Annotated in this window: 20 protein-coding genes, 1 tRNA gene and 4 pseudogenes; 14 read left to right on the plus strand and 11 right to left on the minus strand. The window is 33.8% G+C overall.

The window, feature by feature from the left end:
• Positions 1 to 128 precede the first annotated feature (128 nt).
• Complete coding sequence (locus tag ACQ9BO_RS24610; RefSeq protein ID WP_431242868.1) at positions 129 to 638, minus strand: hypothetical protein; 510 nt, start codon at positions 636 to 638, stop codon at positions 129 to 131.
• Between the two features lie 271 nt (positions 639 to 909).
• Between ACQ9BO_RS24610 and ACQ9BO_RS24615 the strand changes: the two are divergent.
• From ACQ9BO_RS24615 to ACQ9BO_RS24635, 5 genes and pseudogenes are all read left to right on the plus strand, one after another.
• Positions 910 to 1,471 (plus strand): annotated as a pseudogene (locus ACQ9BO_RS24615) (porin family protein).
• A gap of 136 nt (positions 1,472 to 1,607) precedes the next feature.
• Entirely contained in the window at positions 1,608 to 2,021 is a 414-nt protein-coding gene (aroQ, locus tag ACQ9BO_RS24620; protein ID WP_431242869.1) for a type II 3-dehydroquinate dehydratase, read from the plus strand.
• 157 nt (positions 2,022 to 2,178) lie between these two features.
• Entirely contained in the window at positions 2,179 to 2,637 is a 459-nt protein-coding gene (locus ACQ9BO_RS24625; RefSeq protein ID WP_431242870.1) for a carboxypeptidase-like regulatory domain-containing protein, read from the plus strand.
• Between the two features lie 26 nt (positions 2,638 to 2,663).
• A complete protein-coding gene (locus ACQ9BO_RS24630) occupies positions 2,664 to 4,178 on the plus strand; it encodes a DUF5686 family protein (protein WP_431242871.1) in 1,515 nt (504 codons plus the stop codon).
• Positions 4,141 to 4,668, plus strand: coding sequence for a DUF5686 family protein (locus tag ACQ9BO_RS24635; RefSeq protein WP_431242872.1), 528 nt, complete (start codon positions 4,141 to 4,143; stop codon positions 4,666 to 4,668). The genes ACQ9BO_RS24630 and ACQ9BO_RS24635 overlap by 38 nt, the downstream gene beginning before the upstream one ends.
• Positions 4,669 to 4,839: 171 nt before the next feature.
• Here the strand turns inward: ACQ9BO_RS24635 and ACQ9BO_RS24640 are convergent, their stop codons facing one another.
• From ACQ9BO_RS24640 to ACQ9BO_RS24655, 4 genes are all read right to left on the minus strand, one after another.
• A complete protein-coding gene (locus ACQ9BO_RS24640; protein ID WP_431242873.1) occupies positions 4,840 to 5,715 on the minus strand; it encodes a cation diffusion facilitator family transporter in 876 nt (291 codons plus the stop codon).
• Positions 5,716 to 5,803: 88 nt separating this feature from the next.
• A complete protein-coding gene (gene murA, locus ACQ9BO_RS24645; protein WP_431242874.1) occupies positions 5,804 to 7,117 on the minus strand; it encodes a UDP-N-acetylglucosamine 1-carboxyvinyltransferase in 1,314 nt (437 codons plus the stop codon).
• A gap of 88 nt (positions 7,118 to 7,205) precedes the next feature.
• Entirely contained in the window at positions 7,206 to 7,925 is a 720-nt protein-coding gene (locus ACQ9BO_RS24650) for a DUF4290 domain-containing protein (RefSeq protein ID WP_431242875.1), read from the minus strand.
• 4 nt (positions 7,926 to 7,929) lie between these two features.
• A complete protein-coding gene (locus ACQ9BO_RS24655; RefSeq protein ID WP_207294875.1) occupies positions 7,930 to 8,226 on the minus strand; it encodes a DUF493 family protein in 297 nt (98 codons plus the stop codon).
• Between the two features lie 253 nt (positions 8,227 to 8,479).
• Here ACQ9BO_RS24655 and ACQ9BO_RS24660 point away from each other — a divergent pair, with 253 nt between their 5' ends.
• The 7 genes and pseudogenes from ACQ9BO_RS24660 to ACQ9BO_RS24690 all read left to right on the plus strand — a co-directional run bounded on the left by ACQ9BO_RS24660 (position 8,480) and on the right by ACQ9BO_RS24690 (position 14,596).
• Complete coding sequence (locus tag ACQ9BO_RS24660) at positions 8,480 to 9,394, plus strand: alpha/beta hydrolase fold domain-containing protein (RefSeq protein ID WP_431242876.1); 915 nt, start codon at positions 8,480 to 8,482, stop codon at positions 9,392 to 9,394.
• A 17-nt stretch (positions 9,395 to 9,411) separates the two neighbouring features.
• Positions 9,412 to 9,849 (plus strand): hypothetical protein, encoded by a 438-nt coding sequence (locus tag ACQ9BO_RS24665; RefSeq protein WP_431242877.1) that lies wholly within the window; start codon positions 9,412 to 9,414, stop codon positions 9,847 to 9,849.
• Between the two features lie 165 nt (positions 9,850 to 10,014).
• Entirely contained in the window at positions 10,015 to 10,548 is a 534-nt protein-coding gene (locus ACQ9BO_RS24670; protein ID WP_320568625.1) for an ATP-binding protein, read from the plus strand.
• A gap of 65 nt (positions 10,549 to 10,613) precedes the next feature.
• Positions 10,614 to 12,509: a RecQ family ATP-dependent DNA helicase gene (locus tag ACQ9BO_RS24675; protein WP_431242878.1), complete on the plus strand. Its 1,896-nt coding sequence runs from the start codon at positions 10,614 to 10,616 to the stop codon at positions 12,507 to 12,509.
• Positions 12,509 to 13,455, plus strand: a pseudogene (gene fmt / locus ACQ9BO_RS24680) (methionyl-tRNA formyltransferase). Before ACQ9BO_RS24675 ends, fmt begins: the two are co-directional and overlap by 1 nt.
• A 179-nt stretch (positions 13,456 to 13,634) precedes the next feature.
• On the plus strand, positions 13,635 to 13,907 hold the full coding sequence (locus ACQ9BO_RS24685; protein ID WP_431242879.1) for an HU family DNA-binding protein: 273 nt from the start codon (positions 13,635 to 13,637) through the stop codon (positions 13,905 to 13,907).
• Positions 13,908 to 14,035: 128 nt separating this feature from the next.
• Positions 14,036 to 14,596: a YqgE/AlgH family protein gene (locus ACQ9BO_RS24690; RefSeq protein WP_026727618.1), complete on the plus strand. Its 561-nt coding sequence runs from the start codon at positions 14,036 to 14,038 to the stop codon at positions 14,594 to 14,596.
• Here the strand turns inward: ACQ9BO_RS24690 and ACQ9BO_RS24695 are convergent.
• Positions 14,593 to 15,428, minus strand: a pseudogene (locus ACQ9BO_RS24695) (aminotransferase class IV). The gene ACQ9BO_RS24690 and the pseudogene ACQ9BO_RS24695 overlap by 4 nt on opposite strands.
• A gap of 54 nt (positions 15,429 to 15,482) precedes the next feature.
• On the minus strand, positions 15,483 to 15,875 hold the full coding sequence (locus ACQ9BO_RS24700; RefSeq protein WP_132988366.1) for an START-like domain-containing protein: 393 nt from the start codon (positions 15,873 to 15,875) through the stop codon (positions 15,483 to 15,485).
• A gap of 153 nt (positions 15,876 to 16,028) precedes the next feature.
• Here ACQ9BO_RS24700 and ACQ9BO_RS24705 point away from each other — a divergent pair.
• Together ACQ9BO_RS24705 and ACQ9BO_RS24710 are read left to right on the plus strand one after the other, a co-directional pair.
• Positions 16,029 to 16,102, plus strand: a tRNA-Met gene (locus ACQ9BO_RS24705).
• A gap of 365 nt (positions 16,103 to 16,467) precedes the next feature.
• Positions 16,468 to 17,529, plus strand: a complete 1,062-nt coding sequence (locus ACQ9BO_RS24710; RefSeq protein ID WP_431242880.1) for a WD40/YVTN/BNR-like repeat-containing protein — start codon at positions 16,468 to 16,470, stop codon at positions 17,527 to 17,529.
• A 125-nt stretch (positions 17,530 to 17,654) separates the two neighbouring features.
• On the opposite strand, the pseudogene ACQ9BO_RS24715 reads toward ACQ9BO_RS24710, so the two are convergent.
• The 4 genes and pseudogenes from ACQ9BO_RS24715 to ACQ9BO_RS24730 form a co-directional block, all read right to left on the minus strand.
• A pseudogene (locus tag ACQ9BO_RS24715) lies at positions 17,655 to 18,433 on the minus strand (beta-N-acetylhexosaminidase).
• Positions 18,434 to 18,476: 43 nt separating this feature from the next.
• Entirely contained in the window at positions 18,477 to 18,542 is a 66-nt protein-coding gene (locus ACQ9BO_RS24720; RefSeq protein WP_431245201.1) for a hypothetical protein, read from the minus strand.
• Positions 18,520 to 18,876 (minus strand): family 20 glycosylhydrolase, encoded by a 357-nt coding sequence (locus ACQ9BO_RS24725; RefSeq protein WP_431242881.1) that lies wholly within the window; start codon positions 18,874 to 18,876, stop codon positions 18,520 to 18,522. The genes ACQ9BO_RS24720 and ACQ9BO_RS24725 overlap by 23 nt, the downstream gene beginning before the upstream one ends.
• Entirely contained in the window at positions 18,857 to 19,021 is a 165-nt protein-coding gene (locus ACQ9BO_RS24730; protein ID WP_431245202.1) for a glycoside hydrolase family 20 zincin-like fold domain-containing protein, read from the minus strand. Before ACQ9BO_RS24730 ends, ACQ9BO_RS24725 begins: the two co-directional genes overlap by 20 nt.
• Positions 19,022 to 19,288 lie beyond the last annotated feature (267 nt).

Raw genomic sequence — 19,288 nt, forward strand, 5'->3', positions numbered from 1 at the left:
TAATTGATCAAATATAAAATTATCCTTACTAAAAACAAATTAGGTTTTTAACAAATAAATTAGTACTCAAAAAAAGCCCTCCTCAAAAAACAAGGAAGGCCAACAAAAACTAACTAAATGTTTTTTGTTTAAAAATGTAATGCAAATCCAATATTGAATTGGAAAACACTTTTGTAATAGTCATCGTTTAAAGAAATATTGTAACGAAGCCCTGGCTCAACAGAGACATTTTTACCTACAAACCACGCATATCCACCTTGTAGGCCAATAAAAGAAGGATTTTCATCTAAACCTTTTACGCTCATCCCTGTATAAGAAGCCTCAAGAGGAAATTTATTTAATAAATAATATTTCGCTCCAACTTTATACGAAATAGCATTTGCACTATGGCCAAAATCCTCATAACCTAGACCAGCTTTTACCGCTAAATTATCTGCTACAAAGTATCCACCTTCTGCACCAGCTCCCCAAGTTGTCTCTCCATCTGTAGACTCCAAATGAAAGCCTGTATTCCCAACGTGAGTAGCTCCAAAAGAAGTATTAGTTTCAATTAACCATTTTCCTTTTGCTGTTTGTTCTTGTGCATTTGCAAAACCGAATGTCAAAACTGCAATAGCGACCAAAATAACTTTTTTCATAATATATTTTTTTTAATTACGAAAACGAAAGTAAAAATATACTTACTAAATAAACTCCTTTATAAGATCAGAAAACAATAAAATAAGACAGAATTAGATTACAAATAATCAACTGAAAATCATATATTTAAAGCAAACACAAAGAGAAAAACCTCTAAAAAGTGAGAATTTTAATAATATTATAATCTAACATGTAAAACAATAAATTCTAAATAATGTAGTTTTGAATTGTAGATAACATATAAAATACCAATTTTTAAAAGACATTTTTATGAAGAAATTATTTTTAGCGACTGTAATGTTCCTGGCAAGCATCAACTGCAATACACGCACAATTATTAAAAATCGGGGTAAAAGCTGGGGTGAACTTTGCCAATCAGCATGGGGACGCTAGTTTTGATGGAATTTCTGTTGACAAAGAAGGCTTAACAAGCTATCATGCAGGTTTAGTAGCAGAATTAAAATTGTTAGAAAAATTTTCAATCCAACCGGAGCTTTTATATTCAACACAAGGAGCAACTTACAAAAATGCTGTTGACGAATTTAAAAATGAACTTGGGTATTTATCTATTCCAGTAATGGCTAAATTCTACATGACTAAATCTTTAAGTTTAGAAGTAGGTCCGCAGGCATCATTTTTATTAAGTAATAAAAAAGAATTTGATGTTCAAGATCCTAAAACTTTTGACTTTGCAGTTAATGCTGGACTTGGCCTAAAAATCACTGAAGGGCTTTTTGTTCAGGCGCGTTATGGTCTAGGTTTGACTGAAGTTTCAACGCATGCTGATCTTAAAAACTCAGTATTCCAGCTTTCTGCAGGATTCATGTTCTAAAAAGAATATCACATACTTTTATAAAAACCGCTCTATTAATTAGTGCGGTTTTTTTATTTTTACAGAATGCAATGGCAATGCCAAAATTCAATCGCAATATCAAAAAATGTAATACCTCAACATAAATAATTTAAACATGAAAATCTGTATTATCAACGGGCCCAATTTAAATCTTTTAGGAAAAAGAGAACCAGAAGTTTATGGTAGCCAAACTTTTGAAGATTATTTTGAAACGTTGAAAGAAAAATTTCCAAACATCGATCTTTACTATTATCAAAGCAATATTGAAGGCGAACTGATTGGCAAAATTCAGGAAGTCGGATTTTCATTTGATGGAATTATTCTGAATGCAGGCGCCTATACACATACTTCTATAGGCTTGGGAGATGCAATGAAAGCGGTTACAACTCCTGTAATCGAAGTTCATATCTCGAATACGTATGCCCGTGAAAGCTTCAGACACCAATCGTATTTATCTGGAAATGCCAAAGGCGTTATTTTAGGTTTTGGATTAAAAAGCTACGAATTGGCAATTCAATCTTTTCTTTAATATACGGTCAGCCTGAGCGTAGTCATCTGCACAAAATAGGCTTCGACTTCGCTCAGCCTGACAAACGAATTAATTTGTTTTTTACAGTTTAGAATTTAACAAATTATTAATACCCTCAGATTCAAGTTATTCTATTTTTGTAAGATAAACCACTTACATGAGAAACTTTATTTTATCTGCCCTTTTATTTTTTTCATTTTCTGCCTTTGCCCAAATCAAAGGAACAATAACCGATGAAAAAGGAAATCCGTTGCCATTTGTTTCTGTTTTTGAAGAAAATACTTATGTTGGAACGACTTCAAACGAACACGGAAAATATCAATTAAATGTAAAAGAGCCCGGCAAAAACAAAATCATTTTTCAGTATCTAGGCTTTAAAACGCAAAAAATTGTTGTTTCCTCAGACTCGAAAACGATCACTCTTGATGTAAAAATGTTTGAAGAAAGTTTTGCGTTAAATGAAGTGGTCATTGATCCTAAAAACAATCCCGCAGACGCCATCATAAAAAGTGCGATTGCAAACAAAAAAGACAATTCAGATAAAACAGGACGCTACACAGCCGATTTTTATTCGAAAGGAATGTTCAAAGTAAAAGATTTGCCAAAAAAATCTTAGGCCAAAAAGTTGATCTTGGCGAAGATATGGCTTCAAATTTAGATTCAACTGGAACAGGAATTTTATATTTATCTGAAACCGTGTCCAAAATCTCTTTTGAGAAACCCGATAAATTAAAAGAGAAAATAATCGCTTCGAAAATCTCCGGAAACAATCGAGGATACAGCTACAATACGGCCGCATTGTCAACTTATGATTTTTACGACAACACTTTAGATTTTGATATCAAACTCATTTCTCCGATTGCCGATAATGCTTTCAGTTATTATAAATACAAACTTGAAGGTACTTTTTTTGACGATAACAACCATCAAATCAACAAAATTAAAGTTACTCCAAAACGAGACAAAGAACCCGTTTTTGAAGGCTACATCTATATTATTGATGATAGTTTTGCGATTTATGCTATTGATTTAGATATCAAAGGTTATCGTATGAAAAATGAATTTACCGAAATAATGAACTTGAAACAAAGCTTCAGCTATAATTCGGCAAATAAAATATGGTCAAAAAATGCGCAATCGCTCTCTTTTAATGCTGGTGTTTTTGGAATTAAATTCTCTGGGACATTTAATTATGTGTATTCCAATTATGAATTCCCAGCTTCTTTCGAAAAGAAAACCTTCGGAAATGAAATTGTGGCTTTCGAACCGCTTGCTAATAAAAAAGACGATGCTTTCTGGAATTCGATTCGTCCAATTCCTTTAACCCTTGAAGAAAGCAACGATTATACTAAAAAAGACAGTCTGTTAACCATTAGAAAATCAAGAAAATATACGGATTCCATTGACGCAAAAAACAATAAATTTAAAGTTTGGGATGTTTTAATGGGCTATGATTATAAGAATACATTCAAAAGTTATTCTTTCAATTACAAAGGATTATTAAACATAAGCTCTTTAAGTTTCAATACTGTTCAAGGCTTCAATTTAGATTCTGGCTTTTCATTTAGAAAATGGAATGAAGAAAAAGGGAAAAGCACATCTATAAGCACAACTTTCAATTACGGCTTTTCCGACGATCGTTTACGCGTCATAGGTGAATTTAGCCATCGATTCAACACTATAAATTACGCTTCGATTTATGTTTCTGGAGGAACAAAAACAGCACAATTTAATAATGCAGAACCTATCACAAAATTTGTCAATTCGATAAGTTCTTTATTTTTCAAAGACAATTATATGAAATTGTATAATTTGGAATTTGCCCAAATCAATTACGGTCAAGATGTTGCAAACGGAATAAACCTCAACGCAAAAATTGCTTACGAACAACGAAAACCACTTTTCAACACAACCGATTATTCTTTCTTCAAGCAGGATGATATTTATTCGTCCAATAATCCACTGGCGCCAAATGATTTCACAACACCAGCCTTTGATCAACATCATTTATTTAAAACTGCGTTGAGTGCCAGAATTAATTTTGCGAACAAATACATTTCAAGACCAAATGAAAGGTTTAATGTCAAAAACGATAAATACCCGACCGTATATTTAATTTTTGAAAAAGCCTTTCGTCGCCAGCGAGAAAAAATATGAATTTGAGCGAATTGGCGCTTCTGTCCAATATGATTTATCGTTAGGAAACAAAGGAATTCTAGGAACAAATTTCAGAGCAGGAAAATTCTATAATGCCGAAAACATCGCTTTTATGGATTATAGGCATTTCAACGGAAATCAGACTCACATTGGCACAACAGACCGTTATTTGAATGTTTTCAATCTAATGCCATATTATGCAAATTCAACAAATGACAGCTATTTTGAAATGCATTTAGAGCACAACGACATGGGATTTGTAACCAATAAAATTCCACTCATCAATCTTTTAAAATCAACTATGAATATCGGATTTCATAGTTTGGCAATTCCAGACCGAAAACCATATTCTGAATTCACAGTCGGTTTAGACAATCTAGGTTTTGGAAAATTCAAATTATTCCGAGTTGATTATGTTCATTCTTATCAAGGTGGCGTACAGCAGAATGGTGTCGTATTTGGATTGAAGATTTTGAATGTTTTAGATTAAAAAGATATTAAGTTGCTAAGGTTCTGAGATACTAAGTTTTTTCTCTTCTTAAGATCTAAAAAAAATGACTTTCTTTGAATGGGCTTCGATTTCGCTCAGCCTGACAAAATTGGCATTCGCTTCCAATAGGAAAAAAACTTAGCATCTTAGCATCTCAGAACCTCAGCATCTTTAACTATAATCATCTGGCTCAACATGTATCAAAACATGCCCAAGTTCTGGAATCTCTTTTCTTAAAGTATCTTTTAATAAGTGCGCTAAATCGTGCCCTTCTTTTACCGAAATTTTGGCAGAAACAATCGCATGCAGATCAACATGGTATTTCATTCCTGCTTTACGTATAAAGCATTTTTCTGTCCCAAGAATTCCAGGAACCAATAAAGCTTTTACACGAATTTCTTCTACTAAATCTTCATGAAGATTTTCGTCCATGATTTCGCCGAGCGCAGGTCTGAAAATTTTGTAACTGTTATACAAAATAAAAAATGTCGCAAAAAGTGCGACCCAATCATCTGCAGATTCATAGCCTTTTCCCATTATGAGCGCAATCGAAATTCCGATGAAAGCGGCAACAGAAGTAATTGCATCGCTTCGATGATGCCAAGCATCAGCCGCTAGGGACGAACTATTTGTCTGCCTGCTTCTCTTCATTACCAATCGAAAAGAATATTCTTTCCAGATAATTATTCCGCCAAGTACATATAATGTCCAAGATTTTGGCAAATCATGTGAAGTTCCAATATTGGAAACGCTTTCATAACCAATAATTGTTGCTGAAGTAATTAAAAACCCAACAACCAAAAAAGTAATTAGAGGTTCTGCGCGCCCGTGTCCGTAAGGATGGTTTTCATCAGCTGGCTTATTCGAATATTTGATTCCGAACAGCACCAATAAAGACGCAAATATATCTGTCGTTGATTCTATTGCATCAGCAATCAGGGCATATGAATTGCCAAAAAAACCTGCGAGACCTTTTATAAGTGCCAAGCAGGTGTTTCCTATTATACTAAAAATAGTAGCTTTTATAGCTTTTTGTTCGTTTGTCATTTAGACTATTTTTTTCGCCACGAATTCACGAATTATTTTTTATAATCTTTGAAAATAAAAATTCGTGAATTCGTGGCTAATCAACTTTTTAAGCTCTCACGATTTTTGCTCCGATTGCTCTTAAACGTTCATCGATGCGCTCATATCCACGGTCGATTTGTTCGATATTCTGGATTGTACTTGTTCCTTTTGCAGAAAGCGCCGCAATCAATAATGAGATTCCTGCACGAATATCAGGAGATGACATTGTAGTTGCTTTCAATTGAGATTCGAAATTATGTCCCATAACCACTGCTCGGTGCGGATCACATAACATAATTTTAGCTCCCATATCAATCAATTTATCCACGAAGAACAAACGGCTTTCGAACATTTTTTGGTGAATTAAAACATCTCCTTTTGCTTGTGTTGCCACTACCAAAACAATACTTAGCAAGTCAGGTGTAAATCCTGGCCATGGTGCATCAGCAATAGTTAAGATAGAACCATCGATATCTGTTTTTACTTCATATCCATCTTTATGAGCAGGAATATAAATATCATCATTACGTTTCTCAACCGTAATTCCAAGTTTTCTAAAAGTATTCGGAATCAAACCTAGGTTTTCCCAGCTTACATTTTTGATGGTGATTTCGCTTTTTGTCATAGCCGCAAGACCAATCCAAGAACCAATCTCGATCATATCAGGAAGAATTCTGTGCTCACATCCTCCAAGGCTTTCAACACCTTCTATCGTCAATAAGTTGGATCCAACTCCTGTGATTTTAGCCCCCATAGAGTTCAGCATCTTACATAATTGCTGTAAGTAAGGCTCGCATGCGGCGTTGTAAACTGTAGTTGTTCCTTTCGCTAAAACTGCGACCATTACAATGTTTGCAGTTCCAGTTACAGAAGCTTCATCAAGAAGCATATCTGTTCCTTTAAGACCTTCTTCAGGAGTTTCTACTCCATAAAAATGATCTTCTCTGTTATATCTGAATTTTGCTCCAAGGTTAATGAAACCTTCAAAGTGCGTATCTAATCTACGACGACCAATTTTATCACCTCCTGGTTTTGGAATATATCCTTTTCCGAAACGAGCCAAAAGCGACCCAACAATCATAATAGAACCACGAAGCGCTCCACCTTCTTTCTTGAAAGCTTCAGTTTCTAAATATCCAACATTAACCTCATCAGCCTGAAAAGTGATTGAACCTGGTTCATTGCGTTGAATTTTCACCCCTAAATTACCCAACAAAGTGATTAATTTATTGATGTCTATAATATCAGGAATGTTATTAATTTTTACTTTCTCTCCTGTTAGAAGCACGGCACATAAAATTTGTAATGCCTCATTTTTTGCTCCTTGCGGAGTGATTTCTCCTTTTAAAGGAGTTCCTCCTTCGATTTTAAAAATTCCCATAGATTTTTTTAAGGTTCTAAGGTTCTGAGATTCTGAGGTTCTAAGGTAAAATTCTTAGCATCTTAGTCCCTTAGCATCTTAGCCCCTTTTATTTCTGATTATTGTTTTTTTGAAAGTTTTTCTGTTTACTTCCTTTATTGTTTTTGTTGTTTTGTGTTTTTGCCTGTCCGCCAGAAGCTGTTTTGTTTGACACACGTTTGTTGGTGCGCATCAAATCTGTAGTATTCAAAAGTTCTTCGGTGCTGTGCAACAAATTGATTTTTCCGCCTGATAGCTCGTACAAATGTTCAAAAATCACATCGTCTTTTACAGTGTCTTTATTCCAACTCAAGAAAGATTTTTTCATGTGATTTGCAATAACCATCACAAGAGCGTTTTTCATTTCGCCTTCTTCCCATTTATTGGCAACATCAATCATATATTTAATGTTGTTTCCATAAAATCTGTATTTCGGAAAATTCTGCGGATACTGCAAAGCATCTGGTTTTAACTGCAAAACATCTCTTGACGGAATTGGATATGGGGATTCAACATTCAATTTAAAATCAGACATGATAAAAAGCTGATCCCATAATTTATGCTGAAAATCTGGCACATCACGTAAATGTGGATTCAAGCTTCCCATAACCTGAATAATATATTTTGCCGCTTTGTTACGCGTTTCATCGTCTTCAATAGCGGTAGCCTGATCGATCAATTTTTGTAAATGACGACCATATTCGGGAATTATTAATCGCTGTCTTTCAGAATTATATTCTAAATTATAGACAACGTCGCTTGCGGCTTCTCTTTTATATTTTTCGATCATAAGTTTATAATGAAACTATACCTTCAATAGTAGAAACTTCTTTGTATTTACTGATTACATCATCAGAACTGTGCATGGTAACATCTACAGAAACGCTGGTAAACTTACCTGTTTTTGATTTTGTTGTTTTAATCACCGCTCCCATTCTATCAAAAGCTTTTTCAACACGCTCCACATTATCTGCAACAGAAGGCACAATGAACTTGTACAAATATTCTGCTGGCCAAGTATTTGCGTTGTCAAGCTCTAATTTTAATCTTTCGTAAAATTCGGCTGTATTTTTTTCGTTATCGTTCTCCATTCGTAATTAAAAATAAACGCAAATATACGCTTTTTGAATTTAGATTTTTTATATTTTTTCTTTCGAAAAAAGGTTCAAAGTTACAAAGTTACAAAGGTGCAGAGAAAAAAGATTTAGAAGATTATTTCATTGTAAATTTTACGCTTATATTTGAGATTGCATTACTACAAAATTTACTCGCAAAGTCGCGAAGACGCAAAGTTTTTAAACTTCTTTGCGACTCTGCGTCTTTGCGAGATTAAAAAACATTACAATGAAAAAAATTCTTTTACTTTTTATCGCGCTTATAACCAACAACATCCAAGCACAAGAAGTTAAAACCCTAACTTATTTCCAAAACGACACCTTAAAACTGGATTTAGATTTATATATGCCAAAGAAAAAATCGAACGAAAAAACTCCATTGATCATGTTTGCTTTTGGCGGAGGATTTTCTGGAGGAGAGCGTACCAGCGAAAAAGAATTCGCACTATTCATGGCGCAAAATGGATATGCGGTTGCCAGCATTTCGTATAGTTTGTATATGAAAGGAAAAGATTTTGGTTGCAAAGGAACTTTGACCGAAAAAATAAAAGCAATTCAGATTGGTGTTAGTGATATGTGGCAAGCGACTGGTTATTTAGTCGAAAATGCAGATAAATACAACCTTGATACTTCTAAAATCTTTATTTCGGGAATAAGTGCTGGAGCAGAAATTAGCTACCATGCGACTTTTTGGGATTACAAATTAATGAATCTTTACAAAAGCAATCTTCCAGAAAGCTTCAAATACAAAGGTTTAATTGGAGGCTCGGGAGCAATTCAGGATATTAATTTAATTACGAAAGAAAAAGCAATTCCGATGTTATTGGCGCATGGAAATAGTGATGAAACAGTTCCATATGCCGCGGGCTCGCATCGTTCTTGCCCGACAAATGCTTCGGGCTGGTTGATTCTTTTTGGATCTTATGCAGTTTACAATCAAATGAATGATTTGCATAAAGATGTTGAACTGATTACTTTTTGTGGAGGCGGGCATGAATTCTCTGGTTATCTTTTTCATCAAGGACAGCAATATGTTTTGGATTTTGTGAATGATGTTTTGAAAGGAAAAAGATTTCAATCGCATTTGATTATTCCTTCTAATAAAAAAGGGAAGGATTCTGGGAAATATTCTTTTTGTGAGTAATTAATTTTCAGAAAAAAATGCTTACTTCAAATGAAATTAAAGAATTCAACAAAAGAAAAAGATTAGAACAAGTAATATCTTTATCTAAAGAATACCATGAATTCGAAAATGGAGATTGTATTTTCTATTTAAAAACATTGAAAGAAACGAGCAAAAACCATGTTTTATCATATCTAAAATCAATTATCGATTCGCAAAAAAATATAGCTTTAGCCTTAAAAAGAAATCAAGAACCATATGATTTTTCCAGACTTGATTCAGAAGAAATCATCAAAACTTGCTACATATTTTATGATCTCTATTTGGTAATTGACAAGAAAAATAGATACTATTACCTAATTATCCAGGAAAACACCTTTTTTGAAAATGGAAAAAACTGTGAGATCGCATATTTTAAAGAAGTAAAACCATTTAAGCATAAAATTCTATTTTTCAATAATTTGAAATTACTTTAAAAAAACCTAAAACAAATCCAAGACTTCAAAACACATCCCTAAACTGGACTGAAGTCCAGTTGTGACAAACAATGTCCACCCAAAATACCAAATTTCTCGTTTCTGCTAAATATTCTTTTTAATTATGAATAAGTTTAGGTAAATTTGCCCTTTATTTTTAGAATAGTGCAAAAAGAAATCATAGTTCTCCTTGGCGGTCCTGGTACAGGAAAATCTACGCTGATAAACGAATTAGTAGCTCGTGGCTACTGCTGTTACCCTGAAATTTCTAGAGAAGTTACTCTCGAAGCCCAAAAAAGAGGCATCGAGCAATTGTTCTTGGAACAGCCATTATTGTTTAGCGAAATGTTATTAGAAGGACGCATTCAGCAATTTAAAAATGCCAAAGAAGAACCAGATAATGTAGTTTTTATTGATCGCGGAATTCCTGATGTTGTGGCTTATATGGATTATATTGGCGACGAATATCCAGAGAGTTTTGTAAAAGCATGCGAAGATTTCAAATATTCTAAAACTTTTATTTTACCGCCTTGGGAAGAAATTTATCAGAGCGACACAGAACGTTATGAAAATTTTGAACAGGCAGTGGAAATTCAAAATCACCTTATTGAAACCTATAAAAAATACGGTTACAATTTGATTGAAGTTCCAAAAGATACGGTTGAAAACAGAATTCTTTATATCTTAGATAAAATTTAGTGGCGGGTTTTAAAGTTGCAAAACTAGAAACTGATTTCTAAATTTTTAACTTTAACACATTGGCCATGCAGGAAGCACAAGAGATTCTTTTAAAATACTGGAAACATCAAAGTTTCCGACCTTTGCAGAAAGAAATTATTGATTCGGTTTTAGAAGGCCAAGATACTTTTGCGCTTTTGCCAACTGGTGGCGGAAAATCGATTTGTTTTCAGGTTCCCGCCATGATGCGCGAGGGAATTTGCCTTGTGATTTCGCCTTTAATTGCCTTGATGAAAGATCAAGTAGCGAATTTGCAAAAAAGAGATATCAAAGCCATTGCACTTACTGGAGGAATTCATACTGAAGAAATTATTGATCTTTTAGATAATTGCCAATTCGGGAATTATAAATTCTTATATCTTTCGCCAGAGCGTTTGCAATCGGATTGGATTTTGGAGCGCATCAAAAATCTTCCTATCAATTTAATTGCTATTGACGAGGCGCATTGTGTTTCGCAATGGGGTCATGATTTTAGGCCTGCTTATTTAAAAATTTCGGAACTTAAAAAATTCTTTCCTAAAATTCCTTTTTTAGCTTTAACTGCAACGGCGACGCCAAGAGTTGTAGAAGATATCAAAACCGAATTAGGTTTAAAAGACACCCAACTTTTCCAGCAATCTTTCGAGAGAAAGAATATTGCATACATGGTATTTGAAGTCGAAGACAAATTATATCGTGTCGAGCAGATTTTGAAGAAAAATCCGCAACCTTCTATTATATATGTACGCAATAGAAAATCGTGCTTGAATATTTCGACACAATTGCAATCTTTAGGCTTTCGAGCAACATACTATCACGGCGGACTTTCGGCTCAAGAAAAAGATAAAAACATGCAATTGTGGATGTCGGAACAAGCACAGGTTATTGTGGCTACAAATGCTTTTGGAATGGGAATAGACAAGGACAATGTAAAAACAGTTATTCACACGCAATTGCCAGAAAATCTTGAAAACTATTATCAAGAATCTGGAAGAGCGGGACGAAATGGCGAAAAAGCATTTTCCGTTTTACTTTATAATAATTCGGATGCGACACAAACCGAACAGCAATTCATAAATATTTTACCCGATAAGAAGTTTTTGAAAACCATGTACATCAAACTGTGCAATTATTTTCAAATTGCTTATGGCGAAGGTCTAGACGATTCGTATTCTTTTAAAATGAATCATTTTTGCAACAAATACGACTTCCCTACTTTAAAAACATACAATGCTTTGCAGTTTTTGAATCAGCAGGGAATTATTACGATGTCTCAGGAATTTTCTGAAAAAGTTACGATGCAGTTTTTGATTGAATCAAAAGAAGTCATTCGATACATGAGTCTGAATCCGAATGACGAAGAAATCATTTTGGCGATTTTAAGAACTTATCCCGGAATTCATGAAATGAAAACACCACTGAATCTTTCGCTAATTGCAAAAAAATCAAATCATACAGAAGAACAGGTTACTACACTTTTAGAGAAATTAAAAGAGAAAGAAATCATCGAATATAAATCAAAAAATAACGATGCGACAATTCTATTTAATGAAGTCAGAGAAGATGATTTAACGATAAACCGAGTTTCGAAATATCTTGAAAAACAAAATAAACTGAAACGCGATCAGCTTTCGTCTGTACTCTATTATATAAAGGAAGACAAAACCTGCAAGAACAGATTGGTTTTGGATTATTTTGGAGAAGAAACAAATGAGAATTGCGGCGTATGCTCATATTGCATTACTCAAAAAGGAAAAATCACAGAAGCCGATTCGATTGCTGATAAAATTCTTCACTTATTAAAAGCAACTGCCTTAACTTCGCGCGAAATTCAAAATCAAATTAAGCTAGACGCAAATGATGTTATAGAAGTCATTCAAGAACTTCTAGAAAACAACCATATCATTATACTGGCAAACAATAAATACACTTTAAAAACATAATGGAAAAATTACGAATTATATTTATGGGAACTCCAGAGTTTGCCGTTGGCATTTTGGACACCATTATCAAAAACAATTACGAAGTGGTTGGCGTTATTACTGCCGCAGATAAACCTGCAGGACGCGGACAAAAAATAAAATATTCGGCGGTAAAAGAATATGCGCTTGAAAATAATCTTACTTTATTGCAACCAACCAATTTAAAAGATGAAAATTTCTTAGCCGAATTAAAAGCTTTAAATGCAAATCTTCAAATTGTAGTTGCTTTTAGAATGCTTCCAAAAGTAGTTTGGGAAATGCCAAGTTTAGGAACTTTTAATCTTCACGCTTCTTTATTGCCAAATTATCGCGGTGCGGCGCCAATTAACTGGGCTATCATTAATGGCGAAAATAAAACCGGCGTTACAACATTCTTTATTGATGACAAAATTGATACGGGCGCGATGATCTTAAATTCGGAAATTGCAATTGAACCAACCGAAAATGCTGGACAACTTCACGATCGACTAATGAATCTTGGAAGCACAACTGTAATCGACACTTTAAAAGTTATTGAAAACGGAAATGTAACCACTACAATTCAAGAAGATAACGATGACATCAAAACTGCTTACAAACTAAACAAAGAAAATTGCAAAATCGATTGGACAAAATCAGGCCAAGAAATCAATGATTTGATTCGCGGTCTAAGTCCTTATCCTTCAGCTTGGTGTTTTCTGAAAGACAAAAATGAAGAATTAAACATTAAAATATACGAAGCGAAACTTATAGCAGAAGCGCATTCGTACGAATCTGGAAAACTGGTTAGCGACAAAAAAGAAATAAAAATCGCAGTAAAAGATGGCTTTATTCAACTTTTAAGTTTGCAATTTCCAGGAAAAAGAGAATGCAAGCAGTAGAAATCTTAAACGGCATCACTTTTTCTGATGATGCAAAGGTGTATTAAACTCAGTAAAACAGGGGTTTCTACCTGATTTTGGTCGATGAACAACCTGCTTTATGAACAAAAAAAGCAAGTTATTAACAATTATTGCTAAAATTAAAGAAAACACTTGCACGCAACGGATTTCCTACTAAATTTGTGTATTAACAATTTTTTTAACCAACAATTAATAACTAATTATTATGAACAAATCAGAATTAATCGATGCTATCGTCGCTGATGCAGGAATCACAAAAGTCATGGCAAAATTAGCTTTAGAGTCATTTTTAGGAAATGTAGGTGCTACTTTGAAAAAAGGTGGAAGAATTTCTTTAGTAGGTTTTGGATCTTGGTCAGTATCATCTAGAGTCGCAAGAGACGGTAGAAATCCTCAAACAGGAAAAACTATCAAAATTGTCGCTAAAAATGTAGTAAAATTCAAAGCTGGTGCTGAATTAGAAGGTGCAGTGAACTAAGTAAGAAAGTTCTCTAAACTTATATTATAATCAAAACCCTCCTCATGGAGGGTTTTTTTGTGCGGTTTAACGATTTTATTTGGGATTTTAATTTTTTTATGATTAAATTTAATAAAAATTGTAGCCGTATGATTTCAGAAAAATTAAAAAAAGGACACCTGCTTATTGCCGAGCCTTCAATAATTGGAGATTTATCATTTAACAGATCGGTAATTTTATTAGCAGACCATAACAAAGAAGGATCAATAGGATTCATCATTAATAAACCCTTGAAATACACTATTAATGACCTGATACCTGAGATTGATGCCAACTTTAAAATATACAATGGAGGCCCTGTAGAGCAGGACAATCTATATTTCATTCACAATATTCCTGAACTGATCCCGAATAGTGTCGAGATTTCTAATGGAATTTATTGGGGTGGTGATTTTGAATCCACGAAGGACTTAATAAACGACGGATCTATTAGCAAAAATAACATTCGCTTTTTCTTAGGTTATACCGGCTGGGATGAAAATCAGCTTGAAAATGAAATGCAGGGAAACTCCTGGATCATCGCCGATAATAATTATAAGAACAAAATTATCGGGAAATCCACCACTCATTTTTGGAAAGAACAAATAATTGAGCTGGGAGGTGATTATCTTATTTGGTCAAATGCACCTGAAAATCCGTATCTGAATTAATTTTCAGATATGGATTCATTTAGTTTCTGCACTAATAAATGAGCTAGACTGCTTGTAAACTCTTTTTTCGATACTTAGTAATCGGCTGTATTCCTGTGATTACATTTGTCAAGAATAACTCATCCGCTTTTTGAAGGTCAAATGGTGAAATTATTTCTTCAGACACTTCTATGCCTTCAACTTTTTTGGCTAAAGCCAAAATCTGTTTGCGCATAATACCATTCAAACAACCTTCAGAAACAGGAGGCGTTACTAATTTCTTGCCCGTAAGCATAAATAAATTGCCTTGTAAGCCTTCAATCACATTTTTAGTGTCATTGATCAGCAAACAGTTTGCAAGGCCATTTTCGTGCGCAAAAATGCTTCCCGTAACATTTACCATCTTATTAGTCGTTTTAATCGACGATAACAATTGTTTGGCCACATAGAAGTCTTTATACAAATCAACCTCGTATTCGTTCGAATTTAAAACATAAGCACTATTGTCAAGCGGGGTCGCATTAATTAGGTACGAAACATTATTAGTTTGAGGCAAATACAATCCGCCATCGTTTCTAAAAACAGTAATTCTCGCTCTTGCTGATGCTGAAATATTTTTTTGTTGCACTAATTTCAAAACTTGCTCTTCAAAATATTCCATTGTAAAATCCATAGGAATTTCCATTCTTACCACTCGCATTGAAGCCATTAATCGAAAATAATGATCTTCCAGAAATAAAATTTTATTCTTTAAAACCTTTACTGTTTCAAAAACGCCATCTCCGTATAAAAAAGCACGGTTTTGAGTTAGTATATTTTCTTCCTGCGCTATGTTTCCGTTAAAATTGATCATAAAAAAACCCTGAATTTTGTTCAGGGCAAATATAAGGGATAAAATAATTTTATACTAAACTGATCCTATAAGATGTTTTAGATCTGAGATTTGATTCTCCCACAGTTGTTTAGCCTCACCTACTTCTTCTTTATCAGCAAAGTCAACCACCATCAATGATACATCTTTAGTCAATTCATCAACTAAAATATGCAGTTCAAAAAAGTATTCAGTGTCTTTACTGCTTTCGTCAACCCACTTAAATTTCACTTTTTCTCCTGTTTTTTTAGATGCTAAACGCGCTTTTTCCTGCGAGTCGTTCCAAATAAAAGTAAAAAATTCGCCTCTTGAATTTACATTGTCTGCAAACCACTCTGACAAACCTGACGGCGTTGATATATATTGATACAATAATTGCGGCGAAGAATTGATCGGGAACTCGATTTCGTAACGTATTTTTGAATCCATGTGCTTGCGTTTAATTTTTTCGAAATATAAGAATATATGTCCAAAAACAATGCGTTTTTAAAAATATTTTTTTTCTTCATTTTATACTTGTATGCTTTAATATTATTTCTATCTTTGCACCCGCAATCAGGAATTACTCCTAATAGCAGTCCAGGCGAGGTAGCTCAGTTGGTTAGAGCGCAGGATTCATAACCCTGAGGTCACGGGTTCAACTCCCGTCCTCGCTACAAAAGGCAAAACCCTTAAACAGAAATGTTTAAGGGTTTTTTATTTACCTTTTGCTTAAAAAAACATCTTACTTAAACAACTCAAGTGAGGAATTATCGAAATCTATCTCAAAAGTTTAACTAAAAGACTTGCGCACTTAAAGATTACGAAAGCTAATCTAACAACCAAAAAAATTAAATTTCTAAGATCTGCACAGAATAGAAAGTAAAAGATCAAATAAGTATTCTAATAATCTTATTTCCCACTTAAAAAAACAGATTAATGCTATTTTTCATGTATTTATAAAAAAACATTCAATTCGGACGCAACCAAAAAATATAACTACCATCTTATTAACAATAACCATTTTGTTAAAAAAAGAACTATGAACAAACATTATATCGTTTTTTTGATAATTTCATTTTTTACATTTACAAGTTGTGATAATAGCTCGGAAAATAATGAAATTAAGAACACTACAATTCTAAAGAATTGGGAGATTACTAAAACACCGCTTGGTTTTGATATAAATCCTCGTGATTTGTTTTTTATAAATCCTCAAATTGGATTTGTAGTTGGTTTCAATGGCGCTATTTACAAAACCAACAATTCAGGCGTAACTTGGGAAAAACAAGACTCAGGAACAGACTTGCATTTAAATTCGGTACATTTTATAAATCCAAACGTAGGATTTATTTCTGGGCAAGCAATGACTAATTGTCTTGGCAAAGATTGCGATAAAGGAAGTGTATTCTTAAAAACTGCTGATGGTGGTAAGACTTGGACAAAAAAACTTTTTGCAGATTATATTGGCATAAAATCATTACATTTCTTCAATGAAAACAAAGGTTTAGCCTTGATATATACTCCTGATCTTCCTAATTCTACAAACTATCATATTGCTAAAACTGAAAACGGTGGTGAAAGTTGGGAATTTATAAACCTAGCGATCAAGCCAGTGTATGATAAATTTTACTGCATTGACAATGTCGTATTTATAGGCGGTGAAAATCAGAAAATCTATAAAAGCATAGATTATGGCAACAATTGGCAAACAATAAATACACCTGTATCAACTTCTAATTTTATACGAAATTTATACTTCTACAATAAAACTGTTGGATTTATGGATGGTGTAACAGAAATATATAAAACGACTGATGGTGGGCTAAATTGGCAAATTGTAAAGTTTCCTTTTTCATCATTTGGCACCTTACATTTCAATAGCGAGTCGGAGGGTTTTAATATCGAAACCGTTTCAGCTTATAAAGGTGGAGATTTCCCAACCTTCCAAGGAAGTCAAAGTTTCCAAACTTTTAATAGCGGAGATTCTTGGACAAAATCAGAATTAAATAACTCAATCTATTTGGGATTAACTTGTTTTCCTGAGAATGATTTGGGGTATGGAATAAACAATTCTGAATTTTATACAATAAAGAAGAAATAACTAAACCCTAAATTGTCTTTTTTTTAAGCTTTTCCGCTAAGATTAAAGTTTAATTTTTATGCGATTGTGGCCTTTTCAATTATAAAAAAAGACAGCTCACTTTGAACTGTCTTTTTTTATTTTGATTACTCTTTGAAATAATTTGCTCCCCAAATCGTATAACGTTTTTTCATGGTTTCAATTTTAGTTTGAAATTGAGTCCAATCTTTGTTTTCTTTTGGAGACCATAACACTTCACTTAACGCACTCAATCGTGGAAATATCATATATTCAACTTTAGCTGGATTCGCCATATATTCTGTCCAAACATTGCCCTGAGCTCCTAAAATGTATTTCGCTTGTTGCTCATTCAATTCTTTTGGAATCGGTTCGTAGCTATAGACTTTTTCTAACGGCAAAAATCCACCGATGGTAACTTCTTTTTCATTTTTAGTTTGAGAATGATCCAAATAAACATGACTTCCCGGTGTCATGATAACTTGATGATTTTCTTTAGTCGCCGCAATTCCGCCTTCTTCACCTCTCCAGCTCATAACAACTGCATTAGGCGCGAGACCTCCTTCTAAGATTTCATCCCAACCAATGAGCGTTCTTCCTTTCTTATTGATGTATTTCTCCATGCGCTGAATGAAATAACTCTGCAAACCGTGTTCATCTTTTAGATTTTTTCTTTTATCAACTGCTGGCAAAATTCGCTTTTTTTCCAAGCATCTTTTGGCGCTTCGTCTCCTCCAATATGAATATATTTTGACGGAAATAAAGTCACTACCTCATCAATAACATCTTCTAAAAATTTAAAAGTATTTTCAGTCGGAACAAAAATATCGGCGTGAACTCCCCACGTTTCTTGAACAATTTTGTTCCTGCCATTTGCCATTTCTTTTTTGCTTAGGTCAGAAATCATATTGTCTGGAAGATTTGTTTTCTCGTTTGGAAAACAGCTCAATTCAGGATAAGCGGCAATTGCTCGCACTTCCATGTCCTGGCATTTCAATTTCCGGAATTACGGTAATAAATCGGTCTGAAGCATATTTCACAATTTCTTTTACTTCTTGCTCGCGTATAAAATCCTTGTTCTACAGTATTGTCGCTTCCGGTACCTGGATATCTCCCAATGATGCTTCCATTTCTTTTTGAACCTATTTCTGTAAGTTTTGGGTATTTTTTGATTTCGATTCTCCAACCTTGATCTTCGGTCAAATGCCAATGAAAATAATTCAGTTTATGCAAAGCCAAATAATCAATGTATTTTTTCACAAATGAAACCGGAAAGAAATGACGTCCAACATCCAACATCGCGCCTCTGTAAACAAAACGAGGCTCATCGTTAACGTCTACAGCGAGCAATAACAAGATTATTGCTTTTTTCAGTAGGCAACAACTGGATAAGCGTCTGCATTCCATAAAAAGTACCGATAGTCGAGTTTCCAGTTATTACGACACCGTTTTTATCCGATTTTAAAGCATATCCTTCGCCTTTAAGTCCATTGATGTTTTTTTACTAATTAATTTAATTGAATTTTTACTGGCATTTTTCGATATAGGCAAAGCAAAACCATAATAATCGGTCAAATATTTATTAAGGAAAGTCTGCCGTTGCTTTATCTTCTGGATTTGCAACAACCAAATTCGTTTTTGAATTAATCGCAAAACTTCCAGCATTTTTGACCAATTTTACCGGTCATGGAATGATATTTACTTCTTGAGCAAAAGACATAGCACTGCAGAAAAGAAGCGAAAAAAGAAATGATTTTACCAT

It is taken from the genome of Flavobacterium sp. P21, from assembly GCF_050632225.1.
GTDB lineage: Bacteria > Bacteroidota > Bacteroidia > Flavobacteriales > Flavobacteriaceae > Flavobacterium.